21 protein-coding genes are annotated in these 22,714 nt (G+C 72.5%); 9 read left to right on the top strand and 12 right to left on the bottom strand.

The window, feature by feature from the left end:
• Positions 1-91 precede the first annotated feature (91 nt).
• On the top strand, positions 92-1,981 hold the full coding sequence (locus tag OG332_RS39015) for an ABC transporter ATP-binding protein (RefSeq protein WP_327417868.1): 1,890 nt from the start codon (positions 92-94) through the stop codon (positions 1,979-1,981).
• Positions 1,978-3,759 carry an ABC transporter ATP-binding protein gene (locus OG332_RS39010; protein WP_327417867.1) on the top strand — a complete coding sequence of 594 codons (1,782 nt, stop codon included), beginning with the start codon at positions 1,978-1,980 and terminating at the stop codon, positions 3,757-3,759. The genes OG332_RS39015 and OG332_RS39010 overlap by 4 nt, the downstream gene beginning before the upstream one ends.
• Positions 3,760-3,812: 53 nt before the next feature.
• On the opposite strand, the gene OG332_RS39005 is transcribed toward OG332_RS39010, so the two are convergent.
• The 3 genes from OG332_RS39005 to OG332_RS38995 all read right to left on the bottom strand — a co-directional run bounded on the left by OG332_RS39005 (position 3,813) and on the right by OG332_RS38995 (position 7,253).
• Positions 3,813-4,733 carry an AMP-binding protein gene (locus tag OG332_RS39005; RefSeq protein ID WP_327417866.1) on the bottom strand — a complete coding sequence of 307 codons (921 nt, stop codon included), beginning with the start codon at positions 4,731-4,733 and terminating at the stop codon, positions 3,813-3,815.
• Between the two features lie 86 nt (positions 4,734-4,819).
• Entirely contained in the window at positions 4,820-6,358 is a 1,539-nt protein-coding gene (locus tag OG332_RS39000; RefSeq protein ID WP_327417865.1) for a carboxylesterase/lipase family protein, read from the bottom strand.
• A 103-nt stretch (positions 6,359-6,461) separates the two neighbouring features.
• Entirely contained in the window at positions 6,462-7,253 is a 792-nt protein-coding gene (locus OG332_RS38995) for a metal-dependent hydrolase (protein WP_327417864.1), read from the bottom strand.
• Between the two features lie 145 nt (positions 7,254-7,398).
• Here OG332_RS38995 and OG332_RS38990 point away from each other — a divergent pair, with 145 nt between their 5' ends.
• Genes OG332_RS38990 through OG332_RS38980 form a run of 3 tightly spaced genes read left to right on the top strand, consistent with a single transcriptional unit; the run spans position 7,399 to position 11,298 of the window.
• Positions 7,399-9,921, top strand: coding sequence for a DEAD/DEAH box helicase (locus OG332_RS38990; protein WP_327417863.1), 2,523 nt, complete (start codon positions 7,399-7,401; stop codon positions 9,919-9,921).
• A gap of 52 nt (positions 9,922-9,973) precedes the next feature.
• Positions 9,974-10,888, top strand: a complete 915-nt coding sequence (locus tag OG332_RS38985; RefSeq protein ID WP_327417862.1) for an acyl-CoA thioesterase — start codon at positions 9,974-9,976, stop codon at positions 10,886-10,888.
• 8 nt (positions 10,889-10,896) lie between these two features.
• A complete protein-coding gene (locus tag OG332_RS38980) occupies positions 10,897-11,298 on the top strand; it encodes a YchJ family protein (protein WP_327417861.1) in 402 nt (133 codons plus the stop codon).
• On the opposite strand, the gene OG332_RS38975 is transcribed toward OG332_RS38980, so the two are convergent.
• Positions 11,262-12,113 (bottom strand): DUF6397 family protein, encoded by an 852-nt coding sequence (locus OG332_RS38975; protein ID WP_327417860.1) that lies wholly within the window; start codon positions 12,111-12,113, stop codon positions 11,262-11,264. The two genes, OG332_RS38980 and OG332_RS38975, sit on opposite strands and share 37 nt — an antisense overlap.
• A gap of 172 nt (positions 12,114-12,285) precedes the next feature.
• Positions 12,286-12,684, bottom strand: coding sequence for a roadblock/LC7 domain-containing protein (locus OG332_RS38970; protein WP_030384197.1), 399 nt, complete (start codon positions 12,682-12,684; stop codon positions 12,286-12,288).
• 105 nt (positions 12,685-12,789) lie between these two features.
• Here OG332_RS38970 and OG332_RS38965 point away from each other — a divergent pair, with 105 nt between their 5' ends.
• Positions 12,790-13,227 carry a PPOX class F420-dependent oxidoreductase gene (locus OG332_RS38965; RefSeq protein ID WP_327417859.1) on the top strand — a complete coding sequence of 146 codons (438 nt, stop codon included), beginning with the start codon at positions 12,790-12,792 and terminating at the stop codon, positions 13,225-13,227.
• A gap of 28 nt (positions 13,228-13,255) precedes the next feature.
• On the opposite strand, the gene OG332_RS38960 is transcribed toward OG332_RS38965, so the two are convergent.
• The 5 genes from OG332_RS38960 to OG332_RS38940 all read right to left on the bottom strand — a co-directional run bounded on the left by OG332_RS38960 (position 13,256) and on the right by OG332_RS38940 (position 18,274).
• Complete coding sequence (locus tag OG332_RS38960) at positions 13,256-13,927, bottom strand: GTP-binding protein (protein ID WP_442816277.1); 672 nt, start codon at positions 13,925-13,927, stop codon at positions 13,256-13,258.
• The gene (locus OG332_RS38955; protein WP_327417858.1) at positions 13,927-14,307 is read right to left on the bottom strand and encodes a DUF742 domain-containing protein; all 381 of its coding nucleotides are present in this window, start codon (positions 14,305-14,307) and stop codon (positions 13,927-13,929) included. The genes OG332_RS38960 and OG332_RS38955 overlap by 1 nt, the downstream gene beginning before the upstream one ends.
• 17 nt (positions 14,308-14,324) lie before the next feature.
• Positions 14,325-14,774: a roadblock/LC7 domain-containing protein gene (locus OG332_RS38950; RefSeq protein ID WP_327417857.1), complete on the bottom strand. Its 450-nt coding sequence runs from the start codon at positions 14,772-14,774 to the stop codon at positions 14,325-14,327.
• The gene (locus OG332_RS38945; protein WP_327417856.1) at positions 14,774-17,350 is read right to left on the bottom strand and encodes a sensor histidine kinase; all 2,577 of its coding nucleotides are present in this window, start codon (positions 17,348-17,350) and stop codon (positions 14,774-14,776) included. The genes OG332_RS38950 and OG332_RS38945 overlap by 1 nt, the downstream gene beginning before the upstream one ends.
• A 141-nt stretch (positions 17,351-17,491) precedes the next feature.
• The gene (locus tag OG332_RS38940; protein ID WP_327419508.1) at positions 17,492-18,274 is read right to left on the bottom strand and encodes an MHYT domain-containing protein; all 783 of its coding nucleotides are present in this window, start codon (positions 18,272-18,274) and stop codon (positions 17,492-17,494) included.
• 177 nt (positions 18,275-18,451) lie between these two features.
• Here OG332_RS38940 and OG332_RS38935 point away from each other — a divergent pair, with 177 nt between their 5' ends.
• Positions 18,452-19,051, top strand: a complete 600-nt coding sequence (locus OG332_RS38935) for a class I SAM-dependent methyltransferase (protein WP_327417855.1) — start codon at positions 18,452-18,454, stop codon at positions 19,049-19,051.
• Between the two features lie 51 nt (positions 19,052-19,102).
• On the opposite strand, the gene OG332_RS38930 is transcribed toward OG332_RS38935, so the two are convergent.
• Positions 19,103-20,017, bottom strand: coding sequence for an oxygenase MpaB family protein (locus OG332_RS38930; RefSeq protein ID WP_327417854.1), 915 nt, complete (start codon positions 20,015-20,017; stop codon positions 19,103-19,105).
• A gap of 135 nt (positions 20,018-20,152) precedes the next feature.
• On the opposite strand from OG332_RS38930, the gene OG332_RS38925 reads away from it, so the two are divergent.
• Both OG332_RS38925 and OG332_RS38920 read left to right on the top strand, forming a co-directional pair.
• Entirely contained in the window at positions 20,153-20,932 is a 780-nt protein-coding gene (locus tag OG332_RS38925; RefSeq protein WP_327417853.1) for a hypothetical protein, read from the top strand.
• 380 nt (positions 20,933-21,312) lie between these two features.
• The gene (locus tag OG332_RS38920) at positions 21,313-22,311 is read left to right on the top strand and encodes a polyprenyl synthetase family protein (RefSeq protein WP_327419507.1); all 999 of its coding nucleotides are present in this window, start codon (positions 21,313-21,315) and stop codon (positions 22,309-22,311) included.
• Between the two features lie 190 nt (positions 22,312-22,501).
• Here OG332_RS38920 and OG332_RS38915 read toward each other — a convergent pair whose 3' ends face one another.
• Positions 22,502-22,684, bottom strand: a complete 183-nt coding sequence (locus OG332_RS38915; RefSeq protein ID WP_319721643.1) for a hypothetical protein — start codon at positions 22,682-22,684, stop codon at positions 22,502-22,504.
• Positions 22,685-22,714 lie beyond the last annotated feature (30 nt).

Genomic DNA, 22,714 nt, shown 5'->3' with positions numbered 1-22,714 from the left:
AGTACGTCGCCGACGGAAAATCGATTGCCCGGGACCGGCCCGGAAGGCGAACCTTGCACGGTTTGGACCACTCGACCAGTCATGGGGCGTCATGCAGATCAGCGATCTTCCGTATCCGGATCCGGGGGTACCCGACGCTCGCTCAGGCCCCCGTTTCCTCCTGTGGCTGGGACGCGGCCAACTCGGCGGACAGCTCAAGAGCCTGTGCTGGGGGATGCTGCACTTCTCCGGCATCGCGGGACTGCCGTACGCCGTGGGGCTGGGCGTCGACGCGGTCGTCGAACACGACGCGAACCGGCTGCTGCTCGTCGGCGCGCTGCTCGTGCTCATCGGCGTCGCCATCTCGGTCGGCGACTCCATGCTCCACCGCACCGCCGTCACCAACTGGATCACCGCCGCCGCACGCGTGCAGCAGCTGCTCGCGCGCAAGACGGCCGAACTGGGCTCCGCCCTGACCCGCCGGGTCGCCGCGGGCGAGGTCGTCGCGGTCTCCACGGGCGACGTGGAGAAGATCGGCTGGTTCGTCGAGGCGGTCTCCCGCTTCCTCGCGGCCGTCTTCGCCGTCGTCCTCGTCTGTGTCGGCCTGCTGTTCTACGCACCCGAGCTGGGCGTGGTCGTGGCCATCGGCGTGCCGCTGATCGCCCTGGCCTCGCTGCCGCTGCTGCCGCGCGCCACCAAGCGCGCCGACATCCAGCGGGAGAAGGCGGGCAAGGCCACCGAGCTGGCCTCCGACACCGTCGCGGGGCTGCGCGTGCTGCGCGGCATCGGCGGTGAGGAGCTGTTCCTCGGCCGGTACCGCGAGGCCTCGCAGGAAGTCCGCGAGGCCGCCGTGCGCAGTGCCCGGATGTGGGCGCTGATCTCCGCGATCCAGGTGCTGCTCCCGGGCGCGCTGCTGATCACGGTGGTCTGGTACGGCGCCACGCTCGTCGTGGACGGGCGCATCGCGGTGGGTGAACTCGTCGCGGCGTTCAGCGCGGTGGCGACGCTGCTCTACCCCCTGCGGCACTTCGAGGAGATCGCCATGGCGTACTCCTTCTCGCGCCCTTCCGCCAAGCGGGCCGCCCGGGTGCTGTCGCTGACCCGGACGGACGCCCCCGAACGTCCAGCCGAAGCCGCAACCGACTCCGACATCACAGTCGGGGCCGGGGCCGGCGCGGCGGTGGCACCGGCCGCCGGCGGGGACCTGTACGACCCCCGGACCGGGCTGCTGGCCCCCGCGGGCCGGTTCACCGCCGTCGTGTGCGGGGACCCGGACCTGGCGGGCCGGCTCGCGGAACGCCTCGGCGGCCATCCCATGGACGGCGACGGGACGGACGACGGAGAGGACGACGGGCCGTCGGTGCTCCTCGGCGGTGTCGCGCTGGACGAGCTCCCGCTGGACACCGCTCGCACGCTGGTCCTCGTACAGGACAAGGATCCGGTGCTGCTGTCCGAGACCCTGCGCGAGCTGTTCGACGTACCGGCCTCCGGCGCGGTCGAGTCCGGCGCGGCGCTGGCGGCCGCCCAGTGCGCGGACGTGCTGGACGCACTGCTGCAGTCGGCGCCGGACGGGGTCGAGGACCCGATGGACGCGCGGATCACCGAGCGCGGCCGGTCGCTGTCCGGCGGGCAGCGCCAGCGTCTGGCGCTGGCACGGTCCCTGGTCACCGACCCGGAGGTGCTGGTGCTCGACGAGCCGACCTCCGCGGTCGACTCGCACACCGAGGCACGGATCGCGGACGGGGTCGCAACCCTGCGCGCCGGACGCACCACGGTGGTACTGGCCTCCTCGCCTCTGCTGCTGGACCGCGCGGACCGGGTCGTGCTCATCGACGGGGGAACGGTGGCGGCGGTCGGCACCCACCGCGAGCTGCTGCACCGCGAGCCGCTGTACCGGGCGGTGGTCACCCGCGAGACGGACGAGGAGCAGCAGGAGCGCCTCGCCGGGCTGGAACTGACAGAGCTGGAAGAAGTACTCACAGAGATCGAGGAATCCGCATGATCGGCGTGGCGCCGCCGGAGTACGATCCGGCGGCCCCCCAGTCGGCCGCGACCCTGCCCGTGGGCACGTCGGCGACCGTACGGGGCTATGTGCGCGGCCTGTTCCGGCGCCACCGGCGGGCCTTCGTGCTGCTGGTGGCCGTCAACGCGGCCGCGGTGATCGCCTCCATGGTCGGTCCGTACCTGCTGGGCCGGGTCGTGGACGATCTCGCGGAGGGGGCGCGCGAGCTCCATCTGGAGCGTGTGGCGCTGCTGTTCGCACTGGCGCTCGCCGTCCAGACGTTCTTCGTTCGGCTGGTCCGGCTGCGCGGGGCGATGCTGGGCGAGGAAATGCTGGCCGATCTGCGCGAGGACTTCCTCGTACGGTCGGTGGGGCTGCCGCCCGGCGTGCTGGAGCGGGCCGGTACCGGTGACCTGCTGTCGCGGATCACCACCGACATCGACCGGCTGGCGAACGCCATGCGCGAGGCCGTGCCGCAGCTGGCGATCGGCGTCGTCTGGGCCGGGCTGCTGTTCGGCGCTCTCGCGGTGACCGCGCCGCCGCTGGCGCTCGCCGCGCTGGTGGCTCTGCCCGTGCTGGTGATCGGCTGCCGCTGGTACTTCCGGCGCGCGCCGTCGGCGTACCGCTCGGAAGCGGCCGGCTACGCGGCGGTCTCGGCCGTGCTCACCGAGACGGTGGACGCGGGTCGCACGGTCGAGGCGCACCGTCTCGGGCCGGACCGGATCGCGCTGTCGGAGCGGCGGATCAAGGAGTGGACGGCGTGGGAGCGGTACACGCTGTTCCTGCGGACGGTCCTCTTCCCCGTCATCAACGTCACGTTCGTGACGATCCTCGGCTCGGTGCTGATGATCGGCGGCTACTGCGTGATGCAGGGCTGGATGTCGGTGGGGCAGCTGACCACGGGCGCCCTGCTGGCGCAGATGCTCGTCGATCCGATCGGCCTGATCCTGCGCTGGTACGACGAGCTCCAGGTCGCCCAGGTCTCCCTGGGCCGGCTCGTGGGCGTACGGGAGATCGAACCGGACGCCGGGGACGCGAAGGTGGCTCCCGAGGGCCGGGACGTGCGGGCCGAGGAGGTCCGCTTCGGCTACCGGGAGGGCGTGGACGTCCTGCACCAGGTGTCGATGTCCGTGCCGCCGGGCACCCGGATGGCGCTCGTCGGGCCCTCGGGCGCGGGCAAGTCCACCCTGGGACGGCTGCTCGCGGGCATCTACGCGCCCCGGACCGGCGAGGTCACCCTCGGCGGCGCACGGCTGTCGCGGATGCCTGCGGAGCGGGTGCGCGAGCACGTGGCGCTGGTCAACCAGGAGCACCACGTGTTCGTGGGCTCGCTGCGCGACAATCTGCGCCTCGCGCGGACGGGTGCCGACGACGCCGAGCTGTGGGCGGCGCTGGGCGCGGTCGACGCGGACGGCTGGGCGCGGGCCATGGAGGCCGGTCTGGACGCCGAGGTCGGTTCCGGCGGCACGGCACTGACCCCGGCGCAGGCGCAGCAGATCGCGCTGGCCCGGCTGGTGCTGGCGGACCCGCACACGCTGGTGCTGGACGAGGCCACCTCGCTGCTGGACCCGCGTGCGGCGCGGCACTTGGAGCGTTCGCTCGCCCGGGTGCTGGACGGGCGCACGGTCATCGCCATCGCCCACCGGCTGCACACCGCGCACGACGCGGACGTGATCGCGGTGGTCGAGGGCGGCCGGATCAGCGAACTGGGCTCGCACGACGAGCTGGTCGCGGCCGACGGGGCGTACGCGGCGCTGTGGCGGTCCTGGCACGGGTGACCCCGGCCGGCGGTTCGCCGGGCGGCTCGGCTGCCCTGCTGCCCTGCTGCCCGTCACATGGCGGACGGATCCTCATGGTCGGCCCCCTCCTGGCCGTCCGCGAGGCGGCCGGTCACCACGAGGTTGCCGTCCTGGGTGCGCCGCGCGAGGTAGCCGGTGCGGAGGTGGCCGTCGGCGGTGAAGGAGCGCGCGTTGTGCTCGGGCGCCCGGTAGTAGCCTCGCGGGGTGTGCGGGCCCCGGGCGAGGAGCTCGCCCGGCTCCCCGTCGGGCACGTCCTTGCCGTCTGCGTCGACGAGGCGGATCTCGTCGTCGGGCGAGAGCGGACGGCCCTGCGTGGTGAGCACGGTCTCGTCCGGATCGGCGAGCCGGGTGAGGGTGAGCAGCCCCTCGGCCATGCCGAAGACCTGCTGCAGGCGACAGCCGAGTTCGGTGCCCGTCCGTTCGGCGGTCGCCCGGTCCACGGGCCCGCCGCCGATCTGCACGAGACGCAGACTGCTCACGTCCGCCCTGACCGTGGGCAGCGCGTCGAGCCAGAGCCGGGCGACGGCGGGCACCAGCGAGGTGATGGTGACCCGCTCCCGCTCGATGACCGGAAGGCCTTCCGCCGGTGCCGGATCCTCGACCGGGACGACGGTGCCGCCGGCGGAGAGGGTGCCGACGATGCCGGGGCAGCCGAAGGCGAAGTCGGGCTCGGCGGGCAGCGCGGCGAGGTACACGTCGTCCTCGGTGAGCGAGACCAGTTCGGCGGCGCCTCGCGCCTGGTGGACGTAGTCGTTGTGGGTCCGCGGAACGAGCTTGGGCTCCTCGCCGGCACCGCCGGACAGCAGGAGGAACGCCACCTGGTCGGCGCTCTGCGCGAGCGCCCGGTCGGGCGGGGAGTCGAGGGAGCCCAGCGGGAAGTAGTGGCAGCCCGACGGGTCGGTCGTGAAGCCGCCGTACGGGGACGAGGTGCCCGGCGGCTCAAGGGGGAACACCCGCCGCAGGAAGGGCCCTCGGGACGACCAAGGCGCGCCGCTGACCAGGAGGAACGGTCCGACCTGCCGGCCCGGGGCCCGGCGGCCTAGGGGCCGAGGAGCGGCAGGGCGGGGAAGACGTGGTCCTGCCAGATCAGACGGGAGGCCTCCTCCGGGTAGGCGGCGAGGGCCGGCGGGGTGCCGAAGAGCTGCGCGAGGCGCTGCCCGGTGTCGTACGCGGGCCAGCCGGGGTCGCCGTGGGCCGCGAACGCCGTCCAGGCGCCCCGCATGCGTGCGGACAGCTCCTCCGCCTCCGGGAACGGGCCCTCGCCGATCAGCACCGCGGGCCGGCCGCGCTCCAGGTTGCCGAAGACCAGCGGAACGTCGAGGCCGTGGCAGGCGCCGAGGGCGCCGCCCATGCCCGGGGCGGACCAGGTCAGCTCGTAGACGTGGGCACGGCCGCCGGCGGCGGTCTGGGCCCGGGCGAGGTGGAGCGACGGCATACGGAACAGCCAGTCGGATCCGACCAGCTCGTACAGCTCGTCCGGGCCGGCGGCCGGAAAGGCCTCGCGGTAGCGGTGTGCGGCGTCCTGACCGGGCCCGAAGACGTCCAGGGCGGTCTGCGCCTGCTCCGCAGTGACCTGGCCGAGCAGTCCGTCGAGCGCGGTGAGCAGCCGCGTTTCGTCGCGGGTGTGGCCGACGAGGAGTTCGATGTCCCGACCGGCCCCCTCGGCCAGGGCCTGCCACGGCGTGACGGGCAGGGTCTCGCCGTCGACGACGGGCGAGAAGGGGATCGCCCGGTGCGCGACGGGGCCCCAGCGATCCGCCCACCGGTCCATCTTGACGCCTACCGCGTCACCGGCGGCGGACAGCCGGGCGGGGTCCACCCCGGACAGGTCGGCCGACGTGGGTCGCAAACCCAGCTCGGCGGCGCAGGCGGAGGCGATGGCGGCGGCGAGCTCTGGCGAGAAGAAGGTGCCCTGCACGCTCTGTGCGACGGCCCGGCCGAAGAGACCGGCCGCCCGCGGCATCGCCAGCAGCGCGGCGACCGATCCGGCGCCCGCCGACTGGCCGAATACGGTGACGCGGCCCGGGTCACCGCCGAAGGCCCGGATGTTGTCGCGCACCCACTCCAGGGCGGCGACCTGGTCCAGCAGGCCGCGGTTGGCGGGCGCTCCCTCGATCTGCCCGAACCCCTCCAGGCCCACACGGTAGTTGAACGTCACCACGACGACACCGCCGTCACGCGCCAGGCGGCCGCCGTCGTACTCGGGAAGGCCCGACGTGCCGATCGAGTAGGCGCCGCCCTGGATCCACACCATCACCGGCAGCCCCGCGCCCGGACCGGGCTCGGACGTCCAGACGTTGACCGTGAGCCAGTCGTCGCCCGCCGCGTCCCGGGCCAGCGCGTCCATGCCGAAGTGGCCGCCCTGCGGGGGCGGCGGGCCGTACGACAGCGCGGCCCACACCCCGTCCCATGTCCGTACGGGCCTCGGTGCGGCGAAACGCAGCGGGCCGACCGGCGGCTCGGCGAACGGGATGCCGCGGAAGACCGCCACACCGTCCTCGCGGGTCCCGCGGACCGCCCCGGCCGTCACGCGGACCTCCGGCTGGGGCCCGGAGGCCTCGGACGCGACAACGGTCATCACAGCTCCCTCACTGGGCGGCCCGGACGTTCCGGATCATCCCGCTGCCGCATGCTGGGCGCCAGCGATTTAGGGAGCTGCCGGCGCGAGCCGGAAGGCGGATCTAGATGAACCCGAGGGCCGAGGCGCCGCCGAAGCCGCCCAGCAGGACGAAGACCGGCATGAGGACCTTGAGCTCCACCCAGCTGCCGGCACGGAAGCGCATCATCTTCGGCGGGCCTATCGGGTACCAGCGCTTGCCGGCGATCGGGATGGGCCACAGGACCGGGCAGCCGGAGACGGTCAGCGCGTCGCCGATGTCGTGGACCAGGGCGCCGAGCACGATCGGCAGGCCGAGCCAGAGGTACTCCTGGCCCGGGCCGGTGAACAGCCAGCCCGCGCCGTTGCCGGGCTGGTCGAGCACTCCGGCAAGGATCCACGCGCTGGTCGCCCCGAGCAGCCAGACCAGGACGTCGCTGGACATCCGGGCCGCCCGCCACAGCAGGCCTTCGACCGCCAGCACCAGGTGCACGAAGAGCAGGGCGAGCACGCCCCAGCGGTCGGCGGTGACGGCGAGCACGGAGGATCCGCCGCCTATCAGGACGGCCCAGAGCCACGTGTGCGTCAGCGTGCGGTGGCCGCCGGTGCGGCGGGCGTCCTTCTTGGAGCGGGTGGACTTGTAGACGGCGTAGGAGATCTTGTCGACCACCTCGCACAGGCCCCTGGAGAGCGGGCCGAAGGCGCGCGAGATCGTCGCCGACTTGTGGTCGAGGTCCGGGGCCAGGGCCGCTCCGGCGCAGATCAGCGCGCCGACGACGAGGACGGGCCACGGCATGGGGTGACCGGCTGCCGCGGTCGCCGCGCCCACCCCCAGCCAGGCCGCTGCCCCGGACAGTGAGTGCGCCGGACCCATCATGGTCGTTTCCCGCCCCGCTGGTGTTGTGGTCGGGCCCCGTCGACTGTTTCGTTCGGGCCCCATCGACGGCACAGCGTACCGTCGATGATCTTCCTTCCGTCCGCCGGTTCCCTGATCCGGGGGGAAGCCAGGCAAGATGGGGGGTGTGACCCTCATTGATCAGCTCCCGCCGAACGCCGACCCCGACGCCCTCTTCGAGGCTTTCTCCTCGTGGGCGGAGGACCAGGGCATCACCCTGTACCCGGCTCAGGAGGAGGCGCTGATCGAGGTCGTCTCCGGGGCGAACGTGATCCTGTCCACGCCGACCGGCTCCGGCAAGAGCCTCGTCGCGGCCGGCGCGCACTTCACGGCCCTGGCCCAGGACAAGGTCACCTTCTACACCGCTCCGATCAAGGCCCTGGTGTCGGAGAAGTTCTTCGACCTGTGCAAGCTCTTCGGCACCGAGAACGTCGGCATGCTGACCGGCGACGCCTCCGTGAACGCGGACGCCCCGGTGATCTGCTGCACCGCCGAGGTGCTGGCCTCCATCGCCCTGCGCGACGGGAAGCACGCCGACATCGGCCAGGTCGTGATGGACGAGTTCCACTTCTATGCCGAGCCGGACCGCGGCTGGGCCTGGCAGATCCCACTCCTGGAGCTGCCGCAGGCACAGTTCGTCCTGATGTCGGCGACCCTCGGCGACATGAAGCGGTTCGAGGAGGACCTGACCCGGCGCACGGGCCGGCCCACCTCGGTGGTCCGCTCCGCGACCCGGCCCGTCCCGCTGTCCTACGAGTACGTCACCACGCCGATCACCGACACGATCACCGAGCTGCTGGAGACCCGGCAGGCGCCGGTCTACATCGTGCACTTCACCCAGGCCCAGGCGGTCGAGCGGGCGCAGTCGCTCATGAGCATCAACATGTGCACCCGCGAGGAGAAGGACAAGATCCAGGACCTGATCGGCAACTTCCGCTTCACCACCAAGTTCGGCCAGAACCTCTCCCGCTACGTCCGGCACGGGATCGGTGTGCACCACGCCGGCATGCTGCCCAAGTACCGCCGCCTGGTGGAGAAGCTCGCCCAGGCCGGTCTGTTGAAGGTCATCTGCGGTACGGACACCCTCGGGGTCGGTGTCAACGTCCCGATCCGTACGGTGCTGTTCACCGCGCTCACCAAGTACGACGGCAACCGGGTCCGGACGCTGCGCGCCCGCGAGTTCCACCAGATCGCCGGCCGCGCCGGCCGGGCCGGCTTCGACACGGCGGGCTACGTGGTCGCGCAGGCGCCCGAGCACGTCATCGAGAACGAGAAGGCCCTCGCCAAGGCGGGCGACGACCCGAAGAAGCGCCGCAAGGTGGTGCGCAAGAAGGCCCCGGAGGGCTTCGTCGCCTGGTCGGACACCACATTCGAGAAGCTCATCGCCGCCGACCCGGAGCCGCTGACCTCGCGCTTCAAGGTCACCAACATCATGCTGCTGTCGGTCATCGCCCGCCCGGGCGATGCCTTCAAGGCGATGCGCCACCTCCTCGAGGACAACCACGAGCCCCGCAAGGCCCAGCTGCGGCACATCCGCCGGGCCATTGCGATCTACCGCTCGCTGCTGGACGGCGGTGTGGTCGAGAAGCTCGACACCCCGGACGCCGAGGGGCGCACCATCCGGCTCACCGTCGACCTCCAGCAGGACTTCGCGCTCAACCAGCCGCTGTCCACCTTCGCGCTGGCCTCCTTCGACCTGCTCGACCCGGAGTCGCCCTCCTACGCGCTGGACATGGTGTCCGTGGTGGAGTCCACGCTGGACGACCCGCGGCAGATCCTGGCCGCCCAGCAGAACAAGGAACGGGGCATCCAGGTCGGCCAGATGAAGGCCGACGGCATCGAGTACGAGGAGCGGATGGAGCGTCTCCAGGACGTCACCTATCCCAAGCCGCTCGAAGAGCTGCTCTTCCACGCCTACGACGTGTACGCCAAGAGCCACCCGTGGGTGCGCGACCACCCCGTCTCCCCGAAGTCGATCATCCGCGACATGTACGAACGCGCGATGACCTTCACCGAGTTCACCTCCTTCTACGAGCTGGCCCGCACCGAGGGCATCGTGCTGCGCTACCTGGCGAGCGCGTTCAAGGCGCTCGACCACACCATCCCCGACGACCTCAAGTCCGAGGACCTCCAGGACCTGATCGAATGGCTCGGCGAACTGGTCCGCCAGGTCGACTCCAGCCTGCTCGACGAGTGGGAGCAGCTGGCGAACCCGGAGGTGGAGACGGCGGAGCAGGCCCAGGAGAAGGCCGACCAGGTCAAGCCGGTCACCGCGAACGCGCGCGCCTTCCGCGTCCTGGTCCGCAACGCGATGTTCCGCCGGGTGGAGCTGGCCGCCCTCGACCACGTCAACGTGCTGGGCGACCTGGACGCCGATTCCGGCTGGGACGCCGACGCCTGGGGTGAGGCCATGGACGGGTACTGGGACGAGTACGACGACCTGGGCACCGGCCCGGACGCGCGCGGCCCGAAGCTGCTCCAGATCGAGGAGGACCCGGCGCACGGCCTGTGGCGCGTCCGCCAGACCTTCGCAGACCCCAACGGGGACCATGGCTGGGGCATCAGCGCCGAGGTCGACCTCGCGGCCTCCGACGAGGAGGGCCGGGCCGTCATCCGGGTCACCTCGGTCGGCGAGCTCGGCGCCCTCTGACCTGCTCCGGCATCCCGCCGGCCCGCCCGGACCCGACAGTGGAGATCCTCTGATGACGAACCCCGCCGAGAGACTGGTCGATCTGCTCGATCTGGAGCAGATCGAGGTCAACATCTTCCGCGGCGCCAGCCCGCAGGAGTCGCTCCAGCGCGTCTTCGGCGGCCAGGTCGCCGGCCAGGCGCTGGTGGCGGCGGGCCGCACCGTCGAGAGCGACCGCCCGGTCCACTCGCTGCACTCGTACTTCCTGCGCCCCGGCGTCCCCGGGGTGCCGATCGTGTACCAGGTGGAGCGGGTGCGCGACGGGCGGTCCTTCACCACGCGCCGGGTCACCGCGGTCCAGCAGGGCAAGACGATCTTCAATCTCACCGCCTCCTTCCATCAGCCGGAGGAGGGCAGCATCGAGCACCAGCTGCCTCCTCACCATGTCCCCCACCCGGACACGCTCCCCAAGGTCGCGGACGAGATCCGCGAGCACCTCGGGGCGCTGCCGGAGGCGCTGGAGCGGATGGCCCGCCGCCAGCCCTTCGACATCCGGTACGTGAACCGGCTCCGCTGGACTCCCGAGGAGCTCAAGGGCGCCGACCCCCGCAGCGCGGTGTGGATGCGCGCGGTCGGCCCGCTGGGCGACGACCCGCTCGTGCACACCTGCGCCCTGACCTACGCCAGTGACATGACCCTCCTCGATGCCGTGCGCATCCCCGTGGAGCCCCTGTGGGGCATGCGCGGTTTCGACATGGCCTCGCTCGACCACGCCATGTGGTTCCACCGGCCGTTCCGGACGGACGAGTGGTTCCTGTACGACCAGGAGTCACCCATCGCGCACGGCGGGCGCGGTCTCGCCCGGGGCCGGATCTACGACGTGGAGGGCAGGCTGCTGGTCTCCGTGGTCCAGGAGGGCCTCTTCCGTCCGTACCCAGCCAAGCCGTCCGACCAGGCCCGGCCGTCCGAGCCCGCCCCGAAGAACTGAGCACGCCCATGGCCACCTCCGCCCTCCCCTGCCCCTGCGGGCTGCCCGCCGCGTACCCGGAGTGCTGCGGCCGCTTCCACTCCGGTGCCCAGCAGGCACCCACCGCCGAGCGGCTGATGCGCTCCCGGTTCAGCGCCTTCGCCGTCGGCGACACCGCCTACCTGCTGCGCTCCTGGCACCCCTCGACCCGTCCCGCCCATCTCGACCTGGACCCCGGGCAGCGCTGGGAGCGGCTGGAGATCCTCACCACCGAGCGCGGCGGGATGTTCGAGACGGAGGGCTCGGTGGAGTTCCGCGCCCACTACCGCGAGGGCCGGCACACGGGTTCGCTGCACGAGCACAGCAGCTTCTCCCGCGAGGCCGGGGCCTGGGTCTACGTCGGCCCCCTCTCCCCCGTCGCCTTCGACTGATCCCGCGCGCCCGTCAGAGCGAAGTCCAGGCTCGTGCGGTACCAGCGGATCTCTTCCGGCGGCCCTGCCTTCAACAGCCTCAGCGCCACCGCCGCGGACGTCGGGAGCTGCGGATGCCCGTACGGCGGGGGCGGTGCGAGCGCGGCCAGGACGATCCGCTCCGCCGGGTCGGGCACGGCCTCCCGCAGCTCGTCCTCCGGAAGTACGCAGGCCAGTACGGCGGCGCGCTCCCAGGGGTCGGCGGTCCGTCTCAGCAGCAGCCCGACGTGCCGCCCGCGCCACCGGCTCGGGCGCAGGTCCGCCTTGGCCGCCATCAGCCCCCGGTCGGCCGGGGGTGCGATCCCGCTCAGCATCCCGGGCTCCCGCTCCGCGAACGTTCGCAGTTCTGCGGCCAGGTAGAGCCACACCACGGCGCGGTACCGGTTGATCCGATAGCCGACGGGGGTGACGTGCCCACAGCGCGCGAGGCGGGTGAACCGGCTCGGGCCGACCCCCAGCACCTCGGCCGCGGCCCCCGCTCCGGCCACGGCCTCGACCCGCTCGCGGAGCGCGTCCGGTCCGCCGGCGGCCGTCCTGACCCGGTCCAGCTCCGCACGTGCGTAACGCGCGGCCCCGCCCGTGGCCGGCCGCCCCGCCCGCACGATCCCCAGTTGGACGGCCCTGGCGAACTCACTGCGGCTCAGCCCCAGTTCCCCGGCGGCCTGCACGCCACCCACCAGCACATCCGTGTCACCACCGCCGCCTTCGACAGCCGCGGCCTTCTCCGCGCACGCGGTCCCCTCGGCGTCCCGCAGCGCCGTCCCCATCTGCATCATCACGGTCCTCCCCCACGAGCAGTGATTACTCTGTGTGAAGACCGTAACTCGGTGCAACGACATCCCGCGCGGCCTGTGGACAACTCTCCGAAGCGGCCCCCGCCCCGCCGGAGTCAGCCGCCGGAGTCAGCCGCCGGGCTCAGCCGACGAACTCAACGGACTCAGTCACCAGTCAGCCGCCGGTGATGCGCCGCTCCGCGACGCCCAGGTGCTCGCCCACCCGGTTGACCAGCAGCGTCATCTCATACGCGACCTGGCCGATGTCCGCCTCGGCCGCGCTCAGCACGCACAGGCTGCTGCCCGCGCCCGCCGCCATGACGAAGAGGACCCCTTCGTCGTACTCGACCATCGTCTGCCGGACCTCGCCGGCCCTGAAGTGCCGCCCGGACCCCTTCGCCAGGCTCTGCAGACCCGCCGCGACGGCCGCCAGGTGCTCGGCGTCCTCCCGCGCCAGTCCCGCGCTCGCCCCCGTCACCAGGCCGTCGTTGGACAGCACCACCGCATGCCGCACCTGCTGGACCCTGCGCGTCAGGTCGTCCAGCAGCCAGTCCAGTTGCTTGTCCAGTGCCATTCCCAGCCCCTCCCCGTTGACACGGCCTCCCGGCCGCGCCCCACCCCGCGTCCTCGTGCCGCAAGCCTTCCCCACCAGCGCCTTTCGGGCAAGGAGGATGTCCCCATGGCGAAGAAGATGACTCAAGAGGAATGGCGGGCATTCGTCTCCCATTCCACCCGCACCGGAAAGCTCTCCACCGTCCGCGAGGACGGCAGCCCGCACATCGCTCCCATCTGGTTCGTGCTCGACGGCGATTCCTTCGTGTTCAACACCGGCAAGGACACCGTCAAGGGGCGCAACCTTGCCCGCGACGGCCGGGTCGCGCTCTGCGTGGACGACGACCGGCCGCCGTTCTCGTACGTCGTGCTCCAGGGCCGCGCCGAGATCAGCGGATACGCCGACGACGCGGACGAGTTGCTCACCTGGGCGACCCGGATCGGCGCCCGCTACATGGGCGAGGAGCGCGCGGAGTCGTTCGGCCGTCGCAATGCCGTCCCGAGCGAACTCCTCGTCCGGGTCCCGATCGACAAGGTGATCGCCCTCGCCGGAATCGCGGACTGACCGATCCCGGGTGGAGCCGCAGGCCGGTTCACACGGAATCGGCCTGCGGCTCCACCGACTCCAGCAGCCGGGCGGTGTGCACCCGACCGGCGTACTCGACCAGCCTGATCAGCACTTCCTTCCCCGAGTCCTTGTCCCGCGCGTCACACAGCACCACCGGCGTCCCCTGGTCCAGGTCCAACGCCCGCGACACGTCGTGCGCCCCGTACCGCCGTGCGTCCGTGAAGCAGTTGACGGCCACCACGAAGGGGATGCGCCGGTGCTCGAAGTAGTCCACCGCCGGGAAGCAGTCCTCCAGCCGCCGCGTGTCGGCGAGCACCACCGCGCCGAGCGCACCCTGCGACAACTCGTCCCACAGGAACCAGAACCGGTCCTGCCCCGGGGTGCCGAACAAGTACAGGGCCAGCCCGGACCGGATGGTGATCCGCCCGAAGTCCATGGCCACGGTCGTCGTCGTCTTCTGGTCCACGCCGCCCGTGTCGTCCACCAGTTCACCCGCCTCGCTCAGCAACTCCTCCGTCCGCAGCGGACGGATCTCGCTCACCGCACCCACCAGTGTGGTCTTGCCGACCCCGAAGCCGCCCGCCACCAGGATCTTCAGCGCGAGCGAGGCCAGTTCGGCGTCCTCCTCGGGGCCGGGATCCACGTCAACGTCCGGGCCCGGGACCGGTCCGGCAGGTCCGTTGTCTTGCTGTCCCATCAAAGCGCTCGCAATCCCTCGATGACTTCACGCAGAATCCGCTCGTCCGGCAGCTGTGCGGGCGGTACCGGCCGGCTGACCTTGACGTGCCCGCCCTCCAGCAGGTCCCCGAGCAGGACCCGCACCACCCCCACCGGAAGGTCGGCGTCGGCGGCGAGTTCCGCCACCGACTGGGTCTCGGACCTGCAGAGTCCGAGAAGCGCCCGGTGTTCGGGGCCGAGCAGCGACTCGGCCGCCTCGTCCGCGCCCTCCGGGTCCACCACGACCAGCGCGATCAGGTCGAAGCGGACCCCGTGGGGTCCCGGCTTCGTACGCCCGCCGGTCATGGCGTACGGACGGACGAGCGGGCCCGCGTCCGCGTCGTACCACTGGCCGTTCATGTGCCGGACCGCCGCCCTCAGCTGGCAGCCGGCGGCCGCGCCGCGAACCGGGGCGGCGTGTAGAGGTGCTCGCCGACCCGCTTCACCAGCCGGGCCATCTCGTAGGCGATCAGGCCGATGTCGGCGCTGGCGGCGCTGAGCACGGCGAGGCAGGAGCCGTCTCCGGCGGCCGCGACGAAGAGGAAGCCCTCGTCCATCTCGACCATCGTCTGGCGCACGCCCCCGGCGTGGAAGTGCCGGCCCGCGCCCTTGGCCAGGCTGTGGAAGCCGGAGGCCACCGCCGCAAGGTGCTCGGCGTCCTCCCGGCTGAGCGCACTGGAGGCGCCGACCGCCAGCCCGTCGTTGGAGAGGACCACGGCGTGCCGGACCTCTCGGACACGGCGCACCATGTCGTCCAGCAACCAGTCCAGTTCGCCGGACCTGCGGACGCCGTCGAGGTCGAGGTCGAGCCTATGGTGTTCGATCATCACAGTTCTCCTTCGCTGCCTGCGTGGGGGGAGTTCTCCTGGGCGCCGCGGACCCAGCCGGCCCGGTAGGCCGCCATCCGGTCCCGGGCCTGCTCCGGGCTGCGGCCCGGGGGGTCCTCGGGGACGCGGGCACCGGCGGGGGCCTTGGGGGCCGGGGCCTCCCGGAGCTGCGGGACGAGGCTGGCCTGGCGCACCCGGCGCGGCAGTTCCGTCACCGAGGCCGAGGAGGCCGACGACGCCTGGGTACGGGCGACCGCGCCGCCGGGGGCGCGCGGCCGCAGCGGCGCCACCGGGGCCGGGCGCTGCTCCTCGGGTGCGGGGTTCCGGTCCGGGGCCGGAGCCGGGGCCGGAGCTGGATCCGGGATGCCGCACGGGTCCTCCCGTACCTCCGAGCCGCGCGCGTCCTCCCGTACGACGGTCATGGTGTGCGGCGGCTCCGCCTGCGCCACCGGCTCCGGTGACGGTGCCGCGGCCGGGTGCTCGGGGCCGGTCCCGGTGGCAGTGGCGGGTCCGGTGGCGCCGACCGTGAGGGCGCCCTGGAGCATGGAGTTCGGCAGGAGCACCACTGCGGTGGTGCCGCCGTAGGGCGACGTGCGCAGGTGCACCTTCACTCCGTGGCGGGCCGCCAGACGGCTGACCACGAAGAGCCCGAGCCGGTCGCTGTCGAAGAGGTCGAGCGCCTCGGACTGTTCGATGCGCCGGTTGGCGTCGCCGAGGGTTTCGCGGCCCATGCCGAGCCCGCGGTCCTCGACCTCCAGGACGTAGCCGGCGCCGACGGGTTCGCCGCTGACCCGGACCTTGGTGTGGGGCGGGGAGAACTGTGCGGCGTTCTCGATGAGTTCGGCGAGCAGGTGGGTGAGGTCGGCGACGGCACCCCCGACCACGGCGGCCTCGGCGAGCTGGCGGACCTCGATGCGCGGGTACTCCTCGATCTCGGAGACCGCGGCCCGTACGACGTTGGTGAGGGGGACCGGCATCCGCCAGGCCCGGCCCGGGGCCGCACCCGACAGGATGATCAGACTTTCCGCGTGCCGGCGCATCCGGGTGGTGAGGTGGTCGAGGCGGAAGAGGTCGCCGAGTTCGTTCGGGTCGTCGGCGCGCCGCTCCATCGAGTCGAGCAGGGTGAGCTGCTTGTGCACGAGGACCTGGCTGCGGCGGGCGAGGTTGACGAAGACGCCGGAGATCCCGCTGGCGAGCTCCGCCCGCTCGACGGCGGCGCTGAGCGCTGCCCGGTGGACGGTGTCGAGCGCCTCGCCGACCTGGGTGATCTCGTCGTCGGCGGGCGGCCCGGGCGGGGTCTCGGCGGTGACGTCGATGTCCTCGCCGGCGCGCAGCCGTTCCATCGCCTGCGGGAGTTTGCGGTGGGCGATCTCCAGGGCCGTGTTGCGCAGCGAGACCAGCTCCACGACCAGCGCGCGGCCGATCCGTACGGAGATGACGAGCGAGGCGGCGACGGCCGCCAGGCCCAGCAGTACGGCGGCGCCCGCCGGGCTCAGCGCCCCTTCGGCGAGCGGGTCGGCCCGGTCGGCGGCCGCGGCGTGCGCGGCCTCCTCGATCTCCAGCATCGAGGCGCCGATGCCGCTGTGGGCGGCCTCCCAGCCGGCGGGCGCCCCACGGCTGTCCTTGGAGGTGCCGGCGGCCAGCGCGCGGTCCTCGGCACCGGTGAGGTCGGCGTAGGCGGCGCTCTTGGCGACGGACTGCCAGGCGGCCTGCTGGGCGGCGGGGAGGTCGCGGGCCGCGGAGTCGGTGAGCGCACGGCGCGTCTCGATGGCGCCGGTCAGCTGCCGAAGCGTTTCGGCGCTGCGCGGGCCCGGTACGGCGAGCAGGGCGTCCTCGCGCGACAGGAGTTCCCCGGCGCGGGCGAATTCGAGCAGGACGCGGGCGTCGGGGCCGAGTTCGGCGTCCTCGCCGCCGGTCAGGGCGCCGCCCACGGCGAGGGCCGAGTCGACCACGCGGGTGTAGATCTCGTAGGCCGCCCCGGGGGTGGCGCGGCGGTCGGTGATGTCCTTGCGGGCCGCTCCCAGGGCCTCGGCGGCGACGACGAACGTGCCGACGCGGACCACGATGTCGGAGCGGTAGTCGCCGGAGTCGGCGACGGTGTGGCGGTCGCCGAGACGCAGTCGCCGGACGGCGCTGTCGGTGCGGCGGGCCTGCCGGTCCAGGGTGTCCGGGTCGGCGGCGGGGTCGGCGAGGAGGCGGATGGCGGCCCGCCGCTCGGCTTGGAGTTCGGTGACGGCGGCGGCGACGGGGGTGCGTATCTCGGCGTCGACCTGGTGGATGCGGCTGAGGCGGGCGATGTCCTGGGCGGTGTTGACGGTGGCGAAGGCCCAGAGGGCGAGGAGCGAGACGACCGGGACCATCAGCAGCGAGACGATCTTCGCGCGGACGGTGGCGGGCCGCATCCGCAGGCGGGGTCCGCGTTCGCGCGGGGCGGCCTGAGCGCCCGGGAGGGGCTGGTGGGCCTGGCGCTCCGCCGTTTCCTCGGCCGGCGGTCCGGCGTGGGCCCGGCGGCCGCGTGCCGGGGGCGCGGGCAGCCGCGGCGCCGCTGCTTCCGGTCTTCTGCGGGGTGTTCGCATGGGCTCCTCGTTCCGGGCGGTGCCTACGGGTGCGGTGGCGGGGGGGGGGCGGTTCGGTGCGGGGCCGACAGTTCTGCAGGCGGATCGGCGGGGGCGGATCAGCGGGCGGCTGCTCCGGACGGGAGGCTGCAGGAGGCCGGCTCAGTGCGCGGTCACGGTGTGCTCCCCGAGGTGCCGGGCGGCCGAAGCGGAAGCGGCCCGCTCGTCGGCCGTCGGGGAGAGCGCGACGAAGGCGGCGGTGATGAACAGGTAGGAGCCCAGGCCGACGGCGAGCGGGAAGATGAACTGCATGGCCGTGGCGCCGGGCAGGGCCGCCTCCGAGGGGCTGACGCTGACCGCGACGGCCATCATCCCGGTGTAGTGCATGCTGCTGACCGCGGCGCCCATGACGAGCGAGGCGACGGCGACGGCCACCGGCGACTTGATGTTGAGCGCGGCCCACAGGGCCGCGGTGGCCGCGACCACGGCGATGGCGACGGAGAGGCCCACGGTGAGCGGGTCGTAGGAGACCTCGCCGTGCAGGCGCAGGGCCGCCATGCCCAGGTAGTGCATGCTGGCGACGCCCAGCCCGGTGGTGAGGCCGCCCAGGACGAGCGACCGGCCGCGGTCCTTGCCGTAGCCGACGGCGAAGACCCCGGCGCCGACGACCAGCACGGCGACGAGCAGGCTGAGGATGGTGAGCGGCACGTTGTAGTGGATCTCGGTGCCGTTGACCTCGAAGCCGAGCATCGCGACGAAGTGCATCGTCCAGATGCCGGTGCCGATGGCGGAGGCCGCGGTGAGGAGCCAGTTGCGGCGGGAGGCGCCCGTCGCGGCGAGCGCGCGGACGGTGCAGCGCAGCCCGAGGGCGGCGCCGATCGACGCCATCACATATGACAGCGCGGGTGTCAGCCACCCGTAGGCGGCGTGGTCCAGATGTCCCAGGTGTCCCATGGCCAACGGACGCTAGTCCGGGTGAGAGCACGAACTGGGGGCGCATTTCGAAAGACGCTGGAACTGCTGGAATATGACAGAGCTACGTTCATCTTCGATCACACCACGTGCCACCTTGCGCACGGTCCGCAGGCACACGGGCGTACGCCGGTGCGGGATCATGGGCGCATGAGCGAAGACCACACACACGTGCAGGAGTTCTTCGGGGCGCGCGCCGCCGACTGGGACCGCAAGTTCCCGGGCGACGGCCCCGCCTTCGCCATCGCCGTGGCCGAGTTCGGGCTGCGGCGCGGGGACCGGGTGCTCGACGCGGGCTGCGGTACCGGCCGGGCGCTGACCGCGCTGCGTGCCGCCGTGGGACCCGCCGGAACGGTGCTCGGCGCCGACCTCACCCCGCAGATGCTGGCCGTCGCGCAGCGGGCCGGGCGGGGCGCCGAGGGCGCCCTGCTGCTCGCCGACGTGACCCGGCTGCCGCTGCGCGACGGGGTGCTGGACGCGGTGTTCGCCGCCGGGCTCATCGCCCACCTGCCGGACCCGGGGGCGAACCTGCGCGAGCTCGCCCGGGTGGTCCGCCCCGGCGGCCGGCTCGCACTCTTTCACCCGATCGGGCGAGCGGCCCTCGCGGCTCGCCATGGCCGCGAGCTGACCTCCGAGGACATGCGGGCCGAGCACAACCTCGGCCCGCTGCTGGCGGGTTCGGGCTGGGGGATGACCTCGTACGCCGACGAGGACGCCCGCTTCCTCGCCCTGGCCGTACGCCACCCGTGACATGCGTTCGTACGTCGGCTCCGCGCCCGGGGTCCGCGGACGCCCCCGGGATCACGCCGGAGGCTGTGCCTCCGCTCCGGCGGGCCGGCGGGGATGCGGAACGGGGCAGCCGCCCGAGCCGGGCACCGGGAACGTGCCGAGCTCGCCCACGTCGTAGCCGTCGGGGTAGCCCTTGATCTCCGGGTTCTGGCGGGCGTAGTGCGGGTCCCGGCGCGGAGGCAGCAGCCGCACCGCGCGGCCGCGCAGCCGCAGGGCGCCGCGGACCAGCCGCCGGACCCGGGGGCGCGGGGCCTCGTACCGGAAGGCGCCCAGCAGCGGCTCGTCGAGGAGGGCGAGGCTCGCGCGGCGCACGGCGGGGGCGAGCGGCGTCGGGTACCAGGAGGCCATCAGGTCGAGGGTGGAGTCGGCGACCTTGCGGGCGCCCTCGTCCCAGCCGAAGTGGGCCTCCTCGTAGGAGTTCAGGGTGTCCTCGAACGCCTCGTAGGAGTCCGGGATGTCCGTGATGCCCAGGTGGCGGCCGAGGGTGGCGTAGTAGTTCGCGCAGGCCCGGCGCTCGTGGTGGGTCAGCGGGCGCCAGCCGTAGGCGTCGAGCCAGCGCGCCGGGATCACCACGAAGGTGCAGAGGACGTAACGCATGTCTTCGTTGGAGATGTCGTAGCTGCGGTGCATCTGGTTGACGCGGCGGATCGCGGTGCGCGCGGTGTCGCTCTCGAAGCCGTGCTCGACGACCGCGTCGAGGAGCAGCGCCGTGTCGTCGTAGCGCTTCTGGGTCCGGTCGGTGAACTCGGCGGTCTCGGCCAGCAGACCGCCGATACTGGGCACGGCATATGTCCGGAAGAGGGCGAGTTCCAGGGCTCTGGTGAAGTCCCAGGGGAACTCGTAGGTGGCGGTGAGCCGGTAGATGGCGAGGAAGTCCTTGTCGGGGTCGAGACGGAGGATTTCCCTCAGCCGATCGTAACGCTGCACCGGGTGTCCCTTTCTGTGGCGGGTTCCCAACTCTACGTGCAGGTAGCAGCCTTGGAAATCGTCGCCCGCCAGCTCTCGACGCACGGGTTACCCGCTGGTTAAGGTGCGCCGACGAAAGAGCTACCAGGAGGCCAGGTGTCCGACGACGAGGGTGGCGGCTCCCTGTATGTACTGACCGCCGTGCTGCTGACGCCCGCGCAGTTCCCCAGCATCCTGGGCGACGACTTCCCCGAGGCCTGCTCCCTGCTCGGTGTGGCGCCGGGCGGGGACGGCTACGGGCTGGTGCTCGGCCAGGACGAGGAGGGCGCGCGCTGGACGGTCGTCGTGGACGACGTCTCGCTCGTGGCCACGGCCATCGCCTCCTGGGACTGCGGGATGGAGTACGACCTCTCCCCCGACGAGCGGTCGATCGTGGTCTCGCTGGCGGGCTGGCCGCTGGAACTGTCGGTGGCGGCGGCCGGGATCCCCGAGCCGCACGATCCGGAGCAGGGTGCGGACGGCACGGGGCGGGTGCCGCTGGCGCCACCCTCCGCAGAGGCCTGGGGGCCGGTGCAGCGACGGATGGGCGCGGACCAGATCGCGCGGGAGTGGTCGGACTGGCGCGAGCGCGTGGCCACGGACGGCGGGGCGGCCGCCGCCGCCCACCCCGGGCTCGCACGGGCGCTGGAGGAGGCCCTGGCGTACACGCGGACCCCGCCGCCGCCCGGCCGGGTGCGGTCCTCGTTCGCCGGCGAGGGGGCGCGGACCCTGCGGGTGGACGGGCCCGGCTGGTCGCTGGTGGGGCGGACCGGCGATGCGGCCTTCGTCCTGCTGGACGAGGAGCCGAGCGAGGTGCTCGCGGTCCCCCAGGAGGGGGATCCCGGCCTGCCGGAGCTGCTGACGGCGCTGGACCGCGTCGCGGTCCGCCCGGCATGACCCGGCCTCGCCCGGCACGATTCGGCCTCGCCCGGCGTGACGCGGTCCGGACGTCCACGGGGTGGGACCGGACGGGCTCGACGCACTCCGGCCCTCCGGCTGAAGGCGTAGGCCGGCGAGTTCGGGCCACGGGGTGAGCCGCGGCAGTCGGAGTGGGTGACGGCCTTGATCCACGGCCCTTACCGAGCAGTTCGCCGACGCCGGGCGGGCCGGCGCGACCAGCAGCAACGACCCATGATCGAAAAGAACCGGACAGGTGGGCTGAAAATCGCTCTGGATCCCCCTCCTCCGGAATGATCGAATCGGCCAGTCACGCGGCTCAAAGGGTGCACACCTCACCCCTTCAGCCCATTCCACGACGGAGGCCGCTCTTGAATTCCATGTCGTACCTGGACCTGCACCGGGAAGTCTCGCAGGACATCGATGCGGAGATCGAAACCGCTCTGGAGCGGCTCGGTCCGCTGGCGGGCACCACGCGGAACACAGTCGCCAAGCTCTTGGAGCAAAGGAAACTGAGACATCCCCTCTCGGTGCTGCCCCTGCTCGCACACGCCATAGAGACGGGAAATCCGGGGCCGGCCATTCCACTATCCGCTGTGCACCTGCTGTGGTGGACCTCGGCCTGCTATCTCGACGACCTGGCCGACGCCGACGGCGTGTCCATCTCCGGCGAGCTCACCGACAACGAGGCCCTGCTCGCCTCCGTCATCACGGGTAACGCGCTCCCCATTCAGATCATCCTGTCGCAGGAGCTTCCGGAGGCGGCTCGCAGTGCGCTGATAACGGAACTCCTGCACGGGTGGATCAATGGCGTCGACGGACAGATCGACGACATGCGAGGAGACATCTGCAGCGCCTCGCGGAAATCGGTGATCGAGACGTATCGCGGCAAATCTGGCGCGCCTTTCGGAATGATCACGGCAATGGCCGCGATCTTTTCGGGTACGACCGCCGAGAAGGTGGAGCTGTGGCGCGAATTCGGCTACGTCTTCGGCATCCTGTGGCAGATTTTCAACGACCAGGAAGACATCCTTTCCGGTCGTGACGAAGACCTGCTCAACGGCACGGTGACGTATCTCCTCGCCTCCGTGATCGAGGACGCCTCTCCCGCTTCCCGCGAGCACATGCTGGGGCTGTGCACCGCCGCCGGACGCTCGATTCCGGCCAGGGCGGAACTCGCGAGCCTCCTGCGGACACCCACCGCCCTCGACCGCTACCGGGCGGAGATCGACGGATTCCGCGCCGAGGCGTACCGCATTCTGGACGAACTGGGCGGCGACGAGACCTACTTGCAGGTGCTCCGCCACCTCGTGGACCACGCGTCGCAGATGCTGCTCGAAGCGGACCTCGCGCCGGCCGCCGCGAGCGACGCCGCCTGACCCCGCCGCCAGGGCGGGCCACCCCGAAACGCCCGCCCCGCGGCCGCACCCGCCGGGCTCCGCACCGCATCCGGAGCCCGGCCTCTCCGCAACGCGCCCGGGCACCACCGCACGGCCCGGGCCGCCGACCGGGCTGCGCGTGTCCGTGCCAGGTGCGTGGGTGCCGGGTGCGTCCGTGCCGCTGCCGCCGTCAGCGGCCGATCTGCTTCCTGGATATACCCCGCACCCGACGCCGCTGGGAGGAGTCCAGCAGGAAGTAGGCCGCAGCCGGCACACCGATCAGGACCAGCAGCCCGGCCCAGAACCCCACCGTCCAGAACAACACGATGGCTGCCACGACTCCGGCAACCGCGACTTTTCCGCTCGTGGACATCTGCGGACACCTCCTCCTGCCGTCGACCAC

The organism is Streptomyces sp. NBC_01233 (assembly GCF_035989305.1).
Taxonomy (GTDB): domain Bacteria; phylum Actinomycetota; class Actinomycetes; order Streptomycetales; family Streptomycetaceae; genus Streptomyces.
Note: the sequence above shows the minus strand (reverse complement) of the source record. Positions and strands in the feature narration are given on the sequence as shown.

What these genes read in the sequence shown, in the direction of transcription:
- OG332_RS39015 (WP_327417868.1), top strand. Translation starts at nt 92, where the DNA reads ATGCAGATCAGCGATCTTCCGTATCCGGATCCGGGGGTACCCGACGCT.
- OG332_RS39010 (WP_327417867.1), top strand. Translation starts at nt 1,978, where the DNA reads ATGATCGGCGTGGCGCCGCCGGAGTACGATCCGGCGGCCCCCCAGTCG.
- OG332_RS39000 (WP_327417865.1), bottom strand. Translation starts at nt 6,358, where the DNA reads ATGACCGTTGTCGCGTCCGAGGCCTCCGGGCCCCAGCCGGAGGTCCGC.
- OG332_RS38995 (WP_327417864.1), bottom strand. Translation starts at nt 7,253, where the DNA reads ATGATGGGTCCGGCGCACTCACTGTCCGGGGCAGCGGCCTGGCTGGGG.
- OG332_RS38985 (WP_327417862.1), top strand. Translation starts at nt 9,974, where the DNA reads ATGACGAACCCCGCCGAGAGACTGGTCGATCTGCTCGATCTGGAGCAG.
- OG332_RS38980 (WP_327417861.1), top strand. Translation starts at nt 10,897, where the DNA reads ATGGCCACCTCCGCCCTCCCCTGCCCCTGCGGGCTGCCCGCCGCGTAC.
- OG332_RS38975 (WP_327417860.1), bottom strand. Translation starts at nt 12,113, where the DNA reads ATGATGCAGATGGGGACGGCGCTGCGGGACGCCGAGGGGACCGCGTGC.
- OG332_RS38970 (WP_030384197.1), bottom strand. Translation starts at nt 12,684, where the DNA reads ATGGCACTGGACAAGCAACTGGACTGGCTGCTGGACGACCTGACGCGC.
- OG332_RS38965 (WP_327417859.1), top strand. Translation starts at nt 12,790, where the DNA reads ATGGCGAAGAAGATGACTCAAGAGGAATGGCGGGCATTCGTCTCCCAT.
- OG332_RS38960 (WP_442816277.1), bottom strand. Translation starts at nt 13,927, where the DNA reads ATGGGACAGCAAGACAACGGACCTGCCGGACCGGTCCCGGGCCCGGAC.
- OG332_RS38955 (WP_327417858.1), bottom strand. Translation starts at nt 14,307, where the DNA reads ATGAACGGCCAGTGGTACGACGCGGACGCGGGCCCGCTCGTCCGTCCG.
- OG332_RS38950 (WP_327417857.1), bottom strand. Translation starts at nt 14,774, where the DNA reads ATGATCGAACACCATAGGCTCGACCTCGACCTCGACGGCGTCCGCAGG.
- OG332_RS38945 (WP_327417856.1), bottom strand. Translation starts at nt 17,350, where the DNA reads ATGCGAACACCCCGCAGAAGACCGGAAGCAGCGGCGCCGCGGCTGCCC.
- OG332_RS38935 (WP_327417855.1), top strand. Translation starts at nt 18,452, where the DNA reads ATGAGCGAAGACCACACACACGTGCAGGAGTTCTTCGGGGCGCGCGCC.
- OG332_RS38920 (WP_327419507.1), top strand. Translation starts at nt 21,313, where the DNA reads ATGTCGTACCTGGACCTGCACCGGGAAGTCTCGCAGGACATCGATGCG.
- OG332_RS38915 (WP_319721643.1), bottom strand. Translation starts at nt 22,684, where the DNA reads ATGTCCACGAGCGGAAAAGTCGCGGTTGCCGGAGTCGTGGCAGCCATC.